Origin of the sequence: Jeotgalibacillus malaysiensis, from assembly GCF_044789845.1 — a bacterium.
GTDB classification, from domain to species: domain Bacteria; phylum Bacillota; class Bacilli; order Bacillales; family Jeotgalibacillaceae; genus Jeotgalibacillus; species Jeotgalibacillus malaysiensis_A.
In genome coordinates this window covers 616,952-634,198 of record NZ_CP085252.1, presented here as the reverse complement: position 1 = coordinate 634,198, position 17,247 = coordinate 616,952, and the positions used below count along the sequence as shown (strand labels likewise).

Below are 17,247 nucleotides of genomic sequence, written 5' to 3'. Positions count from 1 at the left end.
ATCCGGTCACTCCTCTCCTGTCTAGCATCCTTTAGTTATAGCGAATCCGCGGATCAATGATTGAGTAGAGAATATCTACTATCAGGTTGATCATGACGAAGATAAAGGCAACGATTAAAATACCGGACTGAATGACAGGATAATCACGGGAAGAAATCCCTTCGTAAATATACCGTCCAACTCCCGGTAATCCGAAAATCGTTTCAGTCAGAATCGCTCCTCCAAGTAACAGCCCCGTCTGCAGACCGATTACTGTCAGGACAGGAATCACTGCATTTTTTAAAGAGTGTTTATACACAACCCAGAACATTTTCTCACCCTTCGCACGTGCAGTACGAATGTAATCAGATTTCATTACTTCAAGCATGCTTGATCGTGTCATACGGGCAATGATTGCCATTGGAATCGTAGCCAGCGCAAGCCCCGGCATAATTAAATGACGTAACACGTCAACAAATTGATCAAAGCGTCCCTGAATTAATGTATCGAGTAAGTAAAGGTTTGTGATCGCATTGACCGGATTACGAACATCTTCACGTCCGGTGGTCGGGAACCAGTCCCATTGCAGCGAAAATTGATACTGCATCATCAGACCAAGCCAGAAGATCGGCATGGATACACCAACAAGCGCCAGTACCATTGCTGTATAGTCAAACCATGAGTTCTGGAACCAGGCAGAAATAATTCCTGCGTTCACTCCAATGATGACAGCAATTAAAATTGCAAAAAATGAAAGTTCAAAAGTAGTAGCCAGATAAGGCCAGATTTCTTCATTTACAGGTGTTCTTGTACGAATGGATTCCCCAAGATCACCCGTCATTAAATTTCCAAGGTATTGAAAGTACTGAACGTACCATGGATTATCCAGTCCCAGAGATTCTCTGAGTGCCGCGACGGCCTCTTCAGTCGCTTGCTGTCCAAGGATGACAAGTGCAGGATCTCCGGGGATTGCGCGGATAATCAGGAAGACGATAAATGTCATTCCAAGTAATACTGGAATTAGCTGCAGCAGTCTTCTGATAATATACTGGAGCATATTCACTCACCCCTCAAAGTTCAACGTGATGTTTTTAGTATGTAAAACAAATTTTAAAAAAGACCGCTGCCCCTTTCCGTACAGGACTTCGCTTTCCGCACCCGGGCGCCGAGCCTCCTCAATGCTACGCATTTCCGGGGTCTCGCCTGCCCTTCCCTGGTGCAGGAGTCTACGTCCTATACTCCAAGGGGCAGCTGGTTTGTGCGATTACTTTGTTGATTTGAATTACTTTAATAAAGTCAATTAATGTTTCTGCACAGTGGTTGATTGAAGCGTAAGGCGGCGACTCCTGTGGCAGGAAGGGACAAGTGAGGCTTATGGCGAAGTCTGCTGGCTCACCGCCCGGCCACGAAAAGCGTCCGCCTGAAGCTTTAATCAACCGCCAATTTCCAGAATACCTTACATAAGAAAAGGGAATGGCGAATGTTCACCTTCCCCTTCAAAAGGTATTACAGGATTATTCGAATGAAACTGTGTGTAACCAGTCAGAACCTGTTGGGTGAGCCATGAAGCCCTGAAGGTTTGCACTTCCAGCCATTAGAGGCGTAGAGTGTGCAAGTGGTACCCATGGTGCATCTTCATGAATCAGCTCCTGCGCTTCCATGTAAAGCTGATTACGTGTATCTTCGTCAACTTCAGACTGTGCTTCGATTAACAGATCGTGTACTTCCTGGTTTTCATAGTAAGTGTAGTTGTTGCTTCCGATGTTGTCCTGATCAAGAAGAACATAAAGGAAATTATCAGCGTCACCGTTATCCCCAGTCCATCCAAGAAGGAATGCGTCTGCTTCTCCAAGACGTGCTTTTTCAAGATAAGTCGCCCACTCGTAAGTAACGATTTCAGCATTGATTCCAACTTCAGCGAGGTTGCTCTGAATTGCTTCAGCTACCTTCTGACCATCTGGCATGTAAGGACGTGGAACAGGCATTGCCCAAAGCTCCATATCAAACCCATCGCCAAGACCCGCTTCTTCAAGAAGTTCTTTCGCTTTTTCAGGATCATACTCATAGCCTTCAATGTCGTCATTGTAACCAGCAATTACTGGTGGCATTGGGTTTTTCGCTACTTCAGCGCGTCCTTCGAAGAATGCATCAACAATTGCCTGACGGTCAATCGCGTGGTTCATCGCCTGACGTACTTTTGGATCATCAAATGGCTCACGTGTAGCTGTAAGCCCAAGGTACCCAATGTTCATAGAAGGACGCTCAAACAGCTGAAGATTTTCATCTCCTTCGATTTGTGCAGCATCACTTGGGTTGATTCCGTCTGCAAGATCAATCTCACCGCTCATAAGTGCGTTAAGACGTGCAGAGTTTTCAGGAATCGAACGGAAGATTACCTGATTTACTTTCGGATATTCAGAATTCCAATAGTCTTCGTTCTTTTCAAGCACGATACGCTCGTTTCTTCTCCACTCAACAAACTTGAATGGGCCTGTACCTACAGGATTTTCAGCAAGCTCATCTTCACTCATGTCAGAAATTGCTTTCGGTGATACAAGTCCAAACGGGCTCATTGCAAGATTCTTAAGGAATGGTGCCTGTGGACGCTTCAGCTTAATTTCAACAGTAGACTCGTCTACTGCAGTAACTGATTCGATCACGTGACCTTCTTCATCACCAAATCCGCCAAACATAGACTTGTAGTAGTAGAACTTATCTTCTGTTCCACTTGCCCAGCGATCAAAGTTCGCTACAACTGCATCTGCATTGAAAGCTTCTCCATCATGGAACGTTACGCCTTCACGCAGCATAAATGTATACGTTAATCCATCTTCTGAAACTTCCCACTCTTCAGCAAGACCAGGATTAATTTCAGTGTCCTGCTCTCCAAACTCAACAAGCTGTTCAAAAATATTCTTTGTTACTTTGAATGACTCTCCATCTGTCACCGTGATCGGATCAAGGGCTACAGAGTCTCCCCCACGTCCGAATACTAACGTATCCTGAGCGTCCCCATTTGATTCTTCAGCTGCATCGCCGCCGTCATTACCTGAACCGCCGTCATCCGATGAACCATCATCGCTCGAGCATCCAAACAATGCTGTTGAAACTGTAAGTAATAGTACAAAAAACAATAACCAGGCTTTCTTATTCATGATTTCCCTCCTCAAGTAGTTGTTTATTTTGACCCGCTGCACTGCCTTCTTCTGTATATAAATGACAGGCAACGTAATGTCCAGGTTCATGTTCCCTCAGTTCAGGAACTTTTTGCGAGCAGACATCCATTTTAAAAGGACATCTTGTGTGGAATGCGCAGCCTGAAGGCGGGTTCGATGGACTCGGAATATCCCCTTCAAGCACGACTGCATCTTTCTGATACAACGGATCCGGAATCGGAACCGCTGATAACAGCGCCTGTGTATATGGGTGGAGCGGTTTGTCATACAGCTTTTCACTGTCTGTCAACTCAGCCATACGGCCAAGATACATCACACCTACACGGTCACTTATATGGCGAACGACACCGAGATCATGAGCGATCACAATATACGTCAGCTGGAATTCTTTTTGCAGATCCTGCATCAGGTTCAGTACCTGTGACTGAATGGATACATCCAGTGCAGATACAGGTTCATCTGCGATAATTAATTTAGGCTGTGTCATGAGTGCACGCGCAATGCCAATTCTCTGACGCTGACCGCCACTGAACTGGTGTGGATAACGCTTCGCATGGTAGCTGCTTAAGCCGACAATCTCTAAAAGCTCACGTACCTTCTGCTTACGTTCTTTTGGCGTGCCGATCCCGTGAACCTTTAAAGGCTCTTCAAGAATTTTTTCCACAGTGTGCCTCGGGTTCAGTGATGCAAAAGGATCCTGAAACACCATCTGCATATCCCGTCTCAGCTTTCTCATATCACCAGCGCTGAGCTTTGTTACATCCTGTCCTTCAAAGTAGACTTTGCCGTCTGTCGGTTCGATCAGTCTCAGCAGCATCCGACCGGTTGTCGATTTACCACAGCCTGATTCTCCTACAATGCCAAGCGTTTCTCCTTTTTTCACTTCAAATGAAACGCCTTCCACCGCTTTAACAGATCCTACTTCTTTGCCGAGAATACCGCCCCGGATCGGGAAATGCTTTTTTAGGTTTTCAACTTTTAACAGTGTTTCTGTTGTCATGAACCGTTTCCTCCTTCTCGTCAAATAGGAAACATCTTGTCGAATGTCCCTCTGCTGTATTGTATAAAGGAGGATCTTCCTGCCTGCAGCGGTCAAAAGCAAATTCGCAGCGGTCTGCAAAACGGCAGCCCTGCAAAATCGATCCCGGCTTTGGTACGTTCCCGGGAATTGAATATAATCGCTGCTTCTTGTGACGCATATCAGGGACTGACTGAATCAGCCCTCTCGTATAAGGGTGCTGTGGGTCTTTAAAGATCTCAACGACCGGTCCGGTTTCCACAACCTTTCCTGCATACATAACGACAATCCGTTCACATGTCTCAGCTACTACTCCAAGGTCATGTGTAATCATCATAATCGCAGTATTCATTTTTTCATTCAGATCCTTCATTAGTTTTAGAATCTGAGCCTGGATCGTCACGTCAAGCGCCGTTGTTGGTTCATCTGCAATCAGAAGCCTTGGATTACATACCATTGCCATCGCAATCATGACACGCTGACGCATCCCCCCTGAAAGCTGGTGAGGGTAATCATTCATCAGCTCCTCAGCCCGCGGCAGTCCGACAAGCTTCAGCATTTCTATCGATCTTTGTTTTGCCTGTTTTTTGTTCCCCATTTTATGTATAAGCATTGCATCCATCAGCTGGCTGCCGATTGTGAAAAGTGGATTCAAAGATGTCATTGGCTCCTGAAAGATCATTGCCACATCGTTTCCCCTGATCTGCCTCATTCTTTTTTCAGAAGCTGTGGTCAACTCTTCGCCGTTTAACTTTATCTCACCGCCGATGATTTTCCCCGGTGGAGTTGGAATGAGCCCCATGACTGACAGGGAAGTCACGCTTTTTCCGCATCCCGATTCTCCTACAATGCCAAGAACCTCACCCTCGCGGACATAAAAATCAATATCGTCTACTGCAGGTACTTCTCCCTCGTCTGTAAAAAACGATACGCGGAGACCTTTCACATCCAGTACCTTCTCCTGAGTCTTCATTATGATCCCCCTCAAAATGACACGTTCTTTTATTTTTCTAATATACTTAGTTTTCTGAATTTTGATAAGACTTATTATACGATGTTACAGAAAGATTTCAATAGACAATCGTCATTTTTTAGTCAAATTGAATAAATTTGCAGTAATTTAGATGCATTTATTTGTTATCCCTATCAGTTTTATTGGAATTACATCAGGTGTCTTTACACTATTTACAATAAGCTTTCATCACACTATTTACACCCGTGAAACATTTCACATTCAGCTCTACATTTTATTCAAATAATTTTATATTTATAATCTATTAAGTATATTTATTCCCTTCGCATGACTATACAGGAAAAAGATTTAATTTTGCTGCTTGACATGTCGTTTTGTACATTCTGTTCAAATTTGATATTTATGCACAAAAAAAGGCTCCCGGAAATCCCTGGAGCCCTTCTCATTATTGCTGTGATTCATTAATTGGTTCTTCTTCAGATCCTCCGAATAAGCCTGAGATTGCATCAATTAATCCCTGGAAGAAGTCTCTGACACCCTGCCAGAAGCCTTCGTCATTTACTACATCGCTTAAGCGGTCCTGAATGGCTGTTGAAAGGTCATTCAGCTGCTCAGATACGTTATCAAAGTTTATGTTCAGGTTGCGCATCTGTTCAAACAGATCTGTCAGACGCTGACGATCTTCTTCACTCAGATTGATCTCGAGATTAGACAGTTGTTCGTTAATAATCTGCTCTACATCTTCACGCGTAGCAGGGTTTTGCTCTGCAATCGCCTGTTTGATTTCAGTCAATAGTTCACTGACTTTTTCCTGATCAATGCCTTCTTCTTCTGCAAGGTCAGTTGCGAGATTCAATTCATCGTTTGCCACTTCAAGACGAGCTGTGTCAAGCTCTTCACCGCTAACTTCATATGCTTTATAAATCCCTGTAAGTGCAGAATGACCGCTAACCTTTACGGGAGACGCAATTTCAACTGTCGCATTTTCAATTCCTGCTGTCAGCAGTGCGTTTGCATACATTGTGTCTGTTACCTGCGTAATGTTTTCAGGATTGACTCTTTCAATGATCAGTCCATGCCCTTCATCTTCACGTGTAATCTTAGCTGAAGAAAACATGCGCGCACGACTGTCTTCACCCTCAATGTATCTGACAAGGTCTTCTCCTGTTACCACAACTTCTTCTACTGATTCAGGATCAGTCACGCCAAGCATATCTCTTACTTCCTGCTTTTGATTGTCATCCAGATTTCCACCGAGTACAAGGATCGGCAGACCGAATCTTTCATCTATTCCTTCGTCTGTATTATGATCTGAGGCACTCGCTGTACCAAAGGCCGGAATGATTAATATGATCGCGAGTATAGCTGTTATTAATTGTTTCATGATGTTCATTCTCCTTTTGTTTTCAGTTCAGAAGAAATTTCCTCTGCATCTAATAGACGTTAAAATCTCCAAAAGGTTTCAAGATGTTTTTTTCAGGTCTTCAGTCAGATACCCTGCCTGGTCTTTAACAGCATGTGCAAATTGGGCAATTTCATCAAATGTTGACTCAAGCTCATGGACTGCACTGACAATATCCTCAATCCCATGATCATTGTCAGCTGCATGCTGCTGCATCATCCTCATCGTTTGTTGTACTGCTGCGCCGCCCTCTGATGAAAGTCTAGCCGCTTCAAGAATGAGTCTGAATTGTTCTTTTAACTGTTCCTGCTTTTTAATCAATATTTCAAATACATCTGATGTCTGATTGATCGCATCCATACTGCCGTCCATTTTACTTCTGGTTTCCATGAGTGATGCGGCAACTTCTTCTTTCGCGGATGATATTTCATTTACAACCTTTCTGATATTTACAGAAACTGAAGCGGACTGTTCAGCAAGCTTCCTGACTTCATCTGCAACGATTGCAAACCCTTTTCCATGCTCGCCTGCTCTTGCAGCTTCAATTGAGGCATTCAGGGCAAGTAAATTCGTCTGCTCTGCAATACCCGTGATCTGATCCAGCGCAGCATCTATTTGCTTTGTTTTTTCATCAAGCACCTGAACAGTCTCTGCCGAATAACCTGATTGCTGCTGCACCTGCTCCATCTGGCTGATTGTAGACTTTAAGTTCTCTTTATTTTCTTCTGCAGCAAGAATGACTTCATCAGTTAATTTATTCATCTCTTCAGACCTGATAGAAACATCTGACACCTGCGTGACGATGCCTGATACGTTTTCTTCAGCCGCTGCAGAGGATTGTTTATATTTTGATGATGCTTCTTCCATCATGGTAAGCTGTCTGCTGACTGAAGTGACTGATTGTGACGAGTCTTCAAGCTGAGTAGTCAGCTGATTAACCATCTGATCCAACCGGTCTGCTGTCGTTTCCACACTGACTAATACAGCCTTCAGCTGATCCTGCAGTTCAACGCTCTGATCATTTTTCAGACTGGCTCTTTTTACTGCGTACAATAAAATAATCGCAATCGGTACATATTGAACAATATGATAAGCACCTGTCAGGATCGCGTACTCTAAAGAAGTTTCCACGATCATTGGTTCAGCAAAGTATAGATGAACAAACTGAGCTGCTGCAAGTAAAAAAGCCGTCGCAATCAATGACTGCTTCATCAGTTTCGCATCTGCATAGACAGCTGCAATACCGAGCGGAACAAACCAGAAATACGGCACATTCACCCACGCGTTTGCATAAAAGATAAACGCTAAAAGCAGCGTTGCCAGAACAGACAATTCCTTAAAATACTTTGCTTCACCTGACATTTTGTAATACACAGCAGGTATGACAAGCAGTAAAAATTGAGTATTATACAAAACATTCATCAGTGTCAGTTCCGGCACCCCATACATGATCACCTGCGCAATCATGTTAACCAGCATTAACACAGCGGATACTAAAAAAATTCTGCTTAACAGACCTGAAAGCTTATTCTCCTTTTCAAAACGATTCCCTTTCCCGATCATTTCGTAATCCCCCCCATATGTATATAAGCCAACACCATCATTATAGTGAGGTTCATCCTAAATGAAAAGAAATTTTTAACAATTTTCAGTATAATAAGAATACTTTTTTTCGAATTTAACTTTAAGATAGCGTATGATAGAAAAAGAATATTAGAGGAGGTACAGTTCATGAACATTCTGATTGCAGGAGCCGGCGGTATCGGCGGCTATTTTGGTGGCAGGCTGATGGAAAAAGGTCAGGAAGTTACCTTTCTTGTCCGGGAAAAAAGGAAACAGCAGCTCGAAAAAATCGGGCTGATCATCGAAAGCCCCCATGGAAATTACACGGGTAAACCGGCACTCATTACTAAAGAAGATCGCGGGCAGACTTATGATGTGATTATCATTACAACGAAAGCCTATCATCTAGAAGAAGTGATAAAAGATATTCAGCCTTTTGTTGACCAGACCACCATGATTCTGCCCCTGTTAAACGGGATTGCCCATATGGATCCATTAATTGAAGTCTTCGGTGACCGGGTCATTGGCGGGCTGTGCTTTATCGAAACCACGCTGAATGAAGAAGGACATATCATTCAATCAAGTCCGATTCATGACCTTATATACGGTGAAAGAGACGGCAGTCAATCCGAACGGATCGTAAAGCTGAAGGAGTCCTTTGAAGGGGGGAATGCAGGCTTTACGCTCAGTGAGAAGATCATGCAGGATATGTGGCATAAGTACTCATTTATTACTGCCATGTCCGGCATCACCACTTTGATGAGGTCACCTGTTGGGCCGACAGTCCAAATTCCGGCAGCAAAACTGACTCTCGAGAGATTATTGAATGAAATCTCAGCTGTGATGAAATCCATCGACGCTCCAATTGCTGACGGGCTTCCTGAGTTGCAGATGACGAAAATGCAGGAAATGAAAGAAGAAATGAAATCTTCTATGCTCCGTGATATGGAAAAAGGACTGCAGACAGAAACCTCTCACCTGCAGGGATGGCTGCTTGAAAAAGGAAAAGAAAACAGGATTGATACCCCGATTCTTGAAGCCGCATTTGCACATGTGAAGATCTATGAGTCTTTACAATCCTGATCGGTGGCGAATTGCGCAATCCTGCTGTATAATAGATTGACTATACAGTGAGAAGGAGGGAATGTAATGGCTGCGATGTCACTATGTCCGAAGTTCGAACAAGCTTTTCAAATTCTGGGCAAGCGCTGGAACGGTGTGATTATTCGTGTACTTGCTGATGGACCGAAACGCTTTTCGGAAATTGCAGAGCCGATCCCTCATATCAGCAATAAAATTTTAACTGAACGTCTGAAGGAACTGGAAGAGCACGGTCTCGTTGTACGTGAAGTATACCCGGAAACGCCAGTGCGGATTGAATATAAATTGTCTGATAAGGGTGAATCGCTTACTCCTATTTTAGATGAGATACAACATTGGGCAGACCAATGGATGGCTAAATAGTAAAATGCCGGAACATTTAGTTGTTCCGGCATTTTTGTGTTTTACAATCGTTTCGCTGCGCTTCGGGCGGACGCTTTCCCCGGGGACGGCGCTGAGCCTCCTCAGGCTTCGCCTTGCGGGGTCTCAGCTGTCCGTCACATCCCGGTGGAGTCGCCGCCCTACGCTTCGCTGCACTCGATTTGTGTAAATAAATTAAGGATCATCACTTTAATACTCCAAAATTGTCAAGATGCCTGTTTACTCTTCCTCAGACGATTCCAGTCTCTTGATTTTGTATTGTCCATTTTCTTCTGTGATCAGGAAGCGGTAGTTGAATAAGGTTTTTTCAGGTGTATTGTTAATCAGTTCTTCTTTTTCAACTGATGCCCTTACTTCTACGTCACCTGATACAACAAATGCATCAGAGGATTTAAGGGAAATGGATAAAAGGTTTTGGAACTGATCCTTAAATACTGCAAACGTGAATTCTTCCTGTACTGAGACGCTTAATAAAGAATAAGCGGTCACGTAATCACCAAACTCAATGCTTGAGAGATAATACTGGGCTATATACGCGGCCTGTTCTTCCATTGTAGGCGTAATTGCATCTGCGGGCTGATCAGCATATTGATCGAAGGTTGGAAGCTCCTCCATCGGTTCAGCAATCCAGCTATCTATCAGGTCTACTACATCTGCGATTGGAATGCTGTAGCCAAGGTTCTGGTCAGGTTCTTCTGCTGAATTCAGCCCGATTACTTTCATCGAGTCTGCATTCAGTAAAGGTCCCCCACTGTTGCCTGGAGAAATCGCCGCAGTAAACTGATCAATATTTTCATATTTAAAAGGCTCGATGACAAACGAACGGTTCGTTCCGTCAACTACACCTGAAGTCACTGTGTTTTGAAATCCAAGCGGACTCCCGAGCGCAAGCACCTGGTCGAGCAGTTGTGCCTCTTTTTCAGTCTCAAGCTGCATCGGCTCTCTCCCTGAAAGCTCATCCACTTGAATTAAAGCAACATCTGTTGTTTCACTGATTCCTTTAACATAACCTGTATATCGTGCAGAATCCGCCGTGATCACAGTGACTTCCGAGGCGTTGGCAACAACGTGGGCATTGGTTACGATCGCCCCTTCATTATTATAAATAAAACCTGAACCGATCGAGCCAATCGGTGTCTCAATCTGTATAACCTTTTGCTGGGCTTCAAAAAGCGCTTCCTCCCTTGTCATCGAAAGCTGACTGAGGAAATCTTCCTTATCTGCATCCAGCCCTCCTGTTATTAAATAAGAAGGCTCCTGCTTAATAGAGCCTGATACGTATTGTTTAAGCGCCACTCCGCCCCAAAGCGTCAATCCAATCATTAAAATTGACGCAACGAGACTCGCGGTCCATTTTTTATTCATACTTCACCTCTATTCTAAATACCATGTAATTGATTCGATTTCCACTTTTTCATATGTTTCACTTACTTCAATTTCATCTGTAAAATTGCCCGTGCCCTCAGGTACAAGGTATTCAGGATCCACAACCGTTAGGCTTTCAGCAACAACATTTCCACCTTCATCGAATACACTCCAGGAAATTTCAATCCAGCTGATTGGCCGTGAGCCATTATTTTTCACTGCACCGGTCAGCTTGATCAACTCGTCTTCTGCAGACACTTCCCAGTCTTCTACAGAAACTGCCTCTGTCCGGTTAAAATGATCCTGTCTCTCTGCTTCCTTCATCGCTTCAGCAAGACGCGTATATTCTTCTTCCTGATAAGCATTTCGCTGGGCTTTAATTTCTTCTTCAAATGATTGTAACTGCTCGTGGTCAGGTGCATAGCCAAGTCCAATCTCGACAATATCCAGCGCTTCAGAGAAATGATAAAGCGAAAGTTCTTCAGAAGCATCTCTGATTGACAGTGATGCAATCTGATCAACAATTTGATTCTCAAGCTCTGAGGCACCTTCCTCATCAATTTCACTTACTTCAAGCAGCTTACCAGCAAGCGATTGGATTGACAGCTCTTCATTCAAGTCGTCTCTTATTGAAAGTAGTAAAGCTTTTTCTTTTATATCAATCATGCGCTGTTGTTCAGCAAACAACAGCTCGTTCTGATTTTCCTTCATTTTCAAGGTCAGGTTTTCAATTTCATCCTGTATATTTGCATAGTTCCCATTTTCGAGCTGATCTTCAAGCTTTGTTACCTGCTTTTCAAAAGACTCAGCCTGTCTGACCGCTCTCAGACTATCACGTAAAGAATCATATTCGGGTCTGGCATTCGCAGCTCTCGCAAGATACTGCTCCGCCTCACCCCAGTTTTTATAAAAAGCAGCATTCTCTCCTGCAGATTTCCATTCTGTCACTTTCTGATTAGTCCAGATTTCATATCCAAAAACACTTCCCAGGGATACGATACTGATCATCGCAACAATTAAAAAGAATCGGAAAGGTGTTAACACCCTTTTTCTTTCACTGAAGTCTTTAGAAGGAGATCTGGACGATGTTTTGTTTTCTGACTGATCTTTTTTCATCGATGCATTCCCCTTTCCTTATCTATTGTACTACCCTTTCTTCCTTTATTTCACTCTAAATGAGACAATTTGCTAAAAATCTGCAATTTTTTAAAAAAAGAAGTGTTCCAACGAATTTAATGACGAAAAAAAATCAAAATAAGTTGTTGACATTATCTCGAATTCGAGATAAAATAATCACAAATAACAACCGAGTTACAAAAAGTAACTCTAAAATTAGGAGGAATTTTATTATGACAAACACAACAGCAAAAAAATGGGCAGTAGATACAGCACACTCAAGTGTAGATTTCTCAGTTAAGCACATGATGATTTCAAAGGTTAAAGGAACTTTCCATGAATTCAGCGCAGAAGTTTCAGCTGATCCACAGGATCTGACTGGCGCAGACGTAAGCTTTACAATCAAAGTAAACAGCATTGACACACGCAGCCAGGACCGTGACAACCACCTGCGCTCAGCTGATTTCTTCGAGGTTGAAACATACCCTGAAATCACTTTCCGTTCTACTAACATTAAAAAGACTGGTGAAGATGAGTACGAAATGACTGGTGACGTAACAATTAAAGATGTGACTCGTCAGGAAACATTCAAAGTGGAATACGAAGGTTCAGGTCAGGATCCATGGGGCAATCAGAAAGTCGGCTTCACTGCAGACGGCAAAATCAACCGTAAAAACTACGGCCTTACTTGGAACCAGACACTTGAAACTGGCGGCGTTCTTGTAGGGGAAGATATTAAGATTAATTTACAGATTCAGGCACAGGAAGCATAGAAAAGCGGAAGGCGCTTGGTCAGCTCCGACAGGCATAAGACGCGGATCGGAAAACGGGTGAACTTTCCCGTTTACCGATGCGTGGCTTATGTCCCGAGGAGTTAGCGCCTGAAGCTGGACAATATAGAAAAGCGGAAGCAGGCGGTTAGGTCCGACAAGCATAAGACGCAAAGTGAAAAAGGGCGAACTTTCCCTTTATCACTTTGTGGCTTATGACTCGAGGATCTGCCTGCTGGAGCTGGACATCATGTAAATAAAACAAACCCGCTGAGGCCTAGCTCAGCGGGTTTTTGTATTGAAATGATTTATGGACACAGTAAGCGCGTCAGCAACTGGCTTGATCACAATCATTAATTGATTCATCGGGACAGATATTTGAATCATCACTGTTCATAATTGGTTCAGCACTGCAGATAATTGATACAGCGCTTTTTTATCTGCCCATAATTGTATCACCACTCCTGATAATTGGCTCACCACTCAGCATAATCGATTCACCTCGGCACATATTTGAACACCGAACGCTGGCTGATAAATTGCCTATACTAGAGCCCCTCGTAAAGGAAAAAACCGCCAAAGCCCAGGCTCCAGCGGTCCTCCATACTAGTTAATCATCTTCCCTTCTTTATCCTTCCAGAATTCCTTCCTCAGCACAACCTTCTGAATTTTACCCGAGGCGGTCTTTGGCAGCTCTTCTGCAAAGCTGAAGCTCTTTGGAATTTTAAAGCGTGCAAGCTTTTCGTTAGCAAAGGCTACAATATCTTCTTCAGTGAGCTCAGCGCCTGGCCGTTTCACGACGACTGCGTGTGGCACTTCACCCCATTTTTCATGCGGTACGGCAATGACTGCGGCTTCCATAATGTCTGGATGTTCATATAGTGCAGCTTCGACTTCAATAGAAGAAATATTTTCTCCGCCGCTGATGATCACGTCTTTTTTGCGATCGACGATTTCCATGTAACCCTGGTCATCGATCACTGCCATATCACCAGTGTACAGCCACCCGTCCCGGATTGTAGCGGATGTGGCTACAGGGTTTTTATAGTAGCCCTCCATTACATTGTTGGAACGGACGGCTATTTCACCAATGGTTGTCCCGTCATGAGGCACTTCTTCTCCATTTTCATCAAACACCCGGACCTTTGTACCGACCAGCTCATAACCGGTTTTGGCTTTTAACCTTGCATAAGCACTTTCATCTTCAGCCGGTGTATTAACCCGTGGCTGTGAGGTTGTGACAAGCGGGGAGATCTCTGTCATCCCATACACATGGATGAATTCCCAGCCGAGCTCCTCTTCCACCTTTCTGATAAATGCTGGCGGTGGTGCAGAACCGGCGATCACGATTCTAAGCGGATGATCAAATGTTGATTTTGTATGCTGTGATTCCTGCAGCACCATGTTGAGCACAGTCGGCGCCATATGCATAATCGTCACTTTATGCTTTTCAACGCGCTCAAGCATTTGCTTTGGATCAACCTTTCGCTGCATGACCTGTGTGGCCCCGTTTGCCGTATAATAAAATGGAGAGCCCCAACCGTTCACGTGAAACATCGGCAGCACATGCAGCAACGTATCACGGTCGCTCACACGCAGATGGTGCATGGTAGACATTGCGTGCAGATAGTTTGAGCGGTGAGACAGTAGAACGCCTTTCGGATCACCGGTTGTACCGCTCGTATATAAAAGGGATGCAATATCTGTTTCTTCAAGTGGCTCTCTGTCAAATGACTCTTCTGTAAATGTCATCAGCCATTCTTCATAATCAATGCACCCTTCAGCAGATCCTCCCTGAACCACAATGGTATGAACGCTTTCAAGCTGATCTCTGATCGGCTCTACTAATCTGTACAATTCTGCATCTGCAAATAGCACTTTACTTTCACTGTGATTTAAAATAAATAGATAATCGTCAGGTCTCAGACGGGTATTGAGTGATGTCATAATGGCACCCGTCTGATAAATGCCGTAAAAACCTTCATACATTTCAAGCGAATTTGGTGTTAAGTAAGCTACTTTATCCCCTTTTTTAATATCCAGACTTCTCAATCCGCGTGACAGACGGTTGACTCTTTTTTCAACTTCTTTGTAAGTCAGTTCGCGATCCCCATCAATCACTGCAGTTTTATCACCGTAAAGCGTGACTGCCCTATCCAGAAAATCTGTCAAAATTAATGGCACATGCATGCTTACATCCCCTTTGTTTGAACTTAAATATGGGTGTATTGTATACGTTTTCAAAATGTAAATCAATTATTGACAGAACTTTCAGGTATTTTATCCATTAAATATATATCGGAACCGCTGAGAATTTCCGGGGAGAGCTGCGCTTTCCTGCCCCCGGGCGGTGAGCCCCTACATGCTTCGCATGAATGGTCTCACCTGTCCCTTCCTGGGGCGGGAGTCTACGCTCTCCCCTCCAATCCTCAGCTGAGTTAAATAATTCAATTAAAATAGCTAAGAAGACAAATCATCCTCTATATATGATTAATTCATTGTCAGGCGGGAACTATATGTAATATACAAATCTAAGGAGATGATAGAAATGGCAGATAAAGATAATAAGAAAGAACAAAATAATAACGACGCAGAAGAAAAAATCCAGGATATGTTTGAGCAGGGGACCGTTGATCGTAAAAAGGACGATGACGACGAAGATAAAAAAGATAAAAACTAAAAAATACCGGGCTGCCCATTAGCGGGCAGCCCGGTATTTTTAGGTTCTATTAACAGGCAGCGTGCAGCATCTGAAAGAGCCGCCTGATTTAATAATTTCTGATATATCACATTCGATTACATCATAGCCGAATCTTCTTAATTTCTTATTGATGTCCTTGTTCACTGGCAGACTGATAATTTTATCGTGTCCGATGCTGAGAACGTTAGGTCCCATCGTGAACTGTTCATCATCTGTTACGTCAATCAGTTCATAATGTGCTGCAAACTGCTCAATCATTTCATCCGTAAAAGCAGGTCTGTAGATAAGCGCCTCTTCAGGTGAAATAATGTTGAACAGACAATCCAGGTGCAGATACTGTGAATCAAATGGAACTGCAGTGATGTCGTGTTCAGGAAGCTTTTTACGAAGTTCCTCGACAGCAGTTTCAGTCGTTCTGCTGCTGATTCCGATCCAGATTTTTTTACCATCTGTAATGACGTCTCCACCTTCAATTGAAGGTGAACTGATTTTCTCAAATTTCATTTTAGATTCCTGCAGCCACTCCTGTAAAATCTTATCTTCTCCGCTGCGCATTTCGGTCCCCATTGTTGAAATGAAAACTGTATCACCAATTGTAAAGCCGATATCACGGGTGAAGACCTGTTCAGGGTACACGGCAAGCGGTGGAAGCTGTACGATATCCGCTCCGTGTTCATGAAGAAGCTGAATGAAATTGCGGTGCTGCTCCATTGCTTTTTCGCGGTCTATATTATCTTTTAGAAAATGTTTTTGCGTTTCATTAATTGCCTCTTCAATTTTCATGAAGGCAGGCGGACAGACAAGTACACGTTCAAGTGGGCCGAATTCATTTTGACAGCCGGCCTGGTTATGATTTTCTTTTCGTTCCATTAACATGTTCCAGTCCTCCGTTTTACTCTTTTTGTATGTTATTCCTTTTTTACAGCAAAAATAAACGGAGGTTTTTATGCAATTTATCGCACTGAATACTTTTGAAGCCCGGTGTGACTGTTTTCAAGGATCGAAAATATTTTTTCTTTATAAGAAGCAAGGCTTAAGTCACTTCTGCTTCTCGGTTTCGGCTGGCTGATTTTGATCTCTGCCGCGACTTCCCCCGGCTGTCCGCTGAGCACAAGGATTCTGTCACACACATGTAGCGCTTCATCTATATCATGGGTGACCATGACCATTGTGGTTTTTTCTTCTTCCCAGATATCGAGCAGCAAGTCCTGCAGCTGCATTTTCGTAAATGCATCAAGTGCACTGAATGGTTCGTCGAGTAAAAGTACTGACGGCTTTGAAGCAAGTGCACGCGCAATGGCTGTACGCTGGGCCATTCCGCCTGACAGATCCCGGGGGAGTGCTTTTGAAAATTCACTTAACCCTACAAGTGACAGGTAATGTGCCGCCTGCTCACGATATTTCGCAGGGTTTTTAAATCCAAATAACACGTTATCTTCTACTGAAAGCCACGGCATCAGCCGGGGTTCCTGAAAAATAACGCCGGCCCCTTTTCCACTACCGTCATTTAAATGAATCGTCCCGCTGTATGCCTGTTCGAGTCCTGACAGTACGCGCAGCAGCGTACTTTTACCGCAGCCGCTCGTTCCGAGAATACCGACAATTTCACCTTTTTGAACAGTGAAGGATATATGCTTAAATCCCGCTGTCCCGTTTTTAAATAAACGGGATGCTTTTTTAACTGTTAACAATGCAGTCACCT

15 protein-coding genes are annotated in these 17,247 nt (G+C 43.6%); 4 read left to right on the top strand and 11 right to left on the bottom strand.

Annotated features, from left to right (window positions below):
* Window positions 1-31: 31 nt before the first annotated feature.
* The 6 genes from LG330_RS03620 to LG330_RS03595 all read right to left on the bottom strand — a co-directional run bounded on the left by LG330_RS03620 (window position 32) and on the right by LG330_RS03595 (window position 8,111).
* Complete coding sequence (locus LG330_RS03620) at window positions 32-1,036, bottom strand: ABC transporter permease (RefSeq protein WP_404407479.1); 1,005 nt, start codon at window positions 1,034-1,036, stop codon at window positions 32-34.
* Between the two features lie 457 nt (window positions 1,037-1,493).
* Window positions 1,494-3,134, bottom strand: coding sequence for an ABC transporter substrate-binding protein (locus tag LG330_RS03615; RefSeq protein WP_404407477.1), 1,641 nt, complete (start codon window positions 3,132-3,134; stop codon window positions 1,494-1,496).
* Entirely contained in the window at window positions 3,127-4,155 is a 1,029-nt protein-coding gene (locus LG330_RS03610) for an ABC transporter ATP-binding protein (protein WP_404407476.1), read from the bottom strand. Before LG330_RS03610 ends, LG330_RS03615 begins: the two co-directional genes overlap by 8 nt.
* Complete coding sequence (locus LG330_RS03605) at window positions 4,127-5,146, bottom strand: ABC transporter ATP-binding protein (protein WP_404407474.1); 1,020 nt, start codon at window positions 5,144-5,146, stop codon at window positions 4,127-4,129. Before LG330_RS03605 ends, LG330_RS03610 begins: the two co-directional genes overlap by 29 nt.
* 445 nt (window positions 5,147-5,591) lie before the next feature.
* The gene (locus LG330_RS03600) at window positions 5,592-6,530 is read right to left on the bottom strand and encodes a DUF1002 domain-containing protein (RefSeq protein WP_404407473.1); all 939 of its coding nucleotides are present in this window, start codon (window positions 6,528-6,530) and stop codon (window positions 5,592-5,594) included.
* A 78-nt stretch (window positions 6,531-6,608) separates the two neighbouring features.
* Window positions 6,609-8,111, bottom strand: a complete 1,503-nt coding sequence (locus LG330_RS03595) for a methyl-accepting chemotaxis protein (protein WP_404407471.1) — start codon at window positions 8,109-8,111, stop codon at window positions 6,609-6,611.
* Between the two features lie 168 nt (window positions 8,112-8,279).
* On the opposite strand from LG330_RS03595, the gene LG330_RS03590 reads away from it, so the two are divergent.
* Both LG330_RS03590 and LG330_RS03585 read left to right on the top strand, forming a co-directional pair.
* Window positions 8,280-9,194, top strand: coding sequence for a ketopantoate reductase family protein (locus tag LG330_RS03590; RefSeq protein WP_404407469.1), 915 nt, complete (start codon window positions 8,280-8,282; stop codon window positions 9,192-9,194).
* 66 nt (window positions 9,195-9,260) lie between these two features.
* Window positions 9,261-9,575, top strand: a complete 315-nt coding sequence (locus tag LG330_RS03585) for a winged helix-turn-helix transcriptional regulator (protein ID WP_404407467.1) — start codon at window positions 9,261-9,263, stop codon at window positions 9,573-9,575.
* A 237-nt stretch (window positions 9,576-9,812) separates the two neighbouring features.
* On the opposite strand, the gene LG330_RS03580 is transcribed toward LG330_RS03585, so the two are convergent.
* Window positions 9,813-10,958, bottom strand: a complete 1,146-nt coding sequence (locus tag LG330_RS03580) for a S1C family serine protease (protein WP_404407466.1) — start codon at window positions 10,956-10,958, stop codon at window positions 9,813-9,815.
* Between the two features lie 9 nt (window positions 10,959-10,967).
* Entirely contained in the window at window positions 10,968-12,074 is a 1,107-nt protein-coding gene (locus LG330_RS03575; protein WP_404407464.1) for an FxLYD domain-containing protein, read from the bottom strand.
* A 233-nt stretch (window positions 12,075-12,307) separates the two neighbouring features.
* Between LG330_RS03575 and LG330_RS03570 the strand changes: the two genes are divergently transcribed.
* Window positions 12,308-12,847, top strand: coding sequence for a YceI family protein (locus LG330_RS03570; protein ID WP_404407462.1), 540 nt, complete (start codon window positions 12,308-12,310; stop codon window positions 12,845-12,847).
* Window positions 12,848-13,450: 603 nt separating this feature from the next.
* On the opposite strand, the gene LG330_RS03565 is transcribed toward LG330_RS03570, so the two are convergent.
* Entirely contained in the window at window positions 13,451-15,034 is a 1,584-nt protein-coding gene (locus LG330_RS03565) for a long-chain-fatty-acid--CoA ligase (RefSeq protein WP_404407460.1), read from the bottom strand.
* Between the two features lie 358 nt (window positions 15,035-15,392).
* Here LG330_RS03565 and LG330_RS03560 point away from each other — a divergent pair, with 358 nt between their 5' ends.
* A complete protein-coding gene (locus LG330_RS03560; RefSeq protein ID WP_404407458.1) occupies window positions 15,393-15,524 on the top strand; it encodes a hypothetical protein in 132 nt (43 codons plus the stop codon).
* A gap of 39 nt (window positions 15,525-15,563) precedes the next feature.
* Here the strand turns inward: LG330_RS03560 and LG330_RS03555 are convergent, their stop codons facing one another.
* Window positions 15,564-16,421, bottom strand: a complete 858-nt coding sequence (locus LG330_RS03555; protein WP_404407456.1) for a dimethylarginine dimethylaminohydrolase family protein — start codon at window positions 16,419-16,421, stop codon at window positions 15,564-15,566.
* A 77-nt stretch (window positions 16,422-16,498) separates the two neighbouring features.
* A complete protein-coding gene (locus tag LG330_RS03550; RefSeq protein ID WP_404407455.1) occupies window positions 16,499-17,236 on the bottom strand; it encodes an ABC transporter ATP-binding protein in 738 nt (245 codons plus the stop codon).
* Window positions 17,237-17,247: the final 11 nt, after the last annotated feature.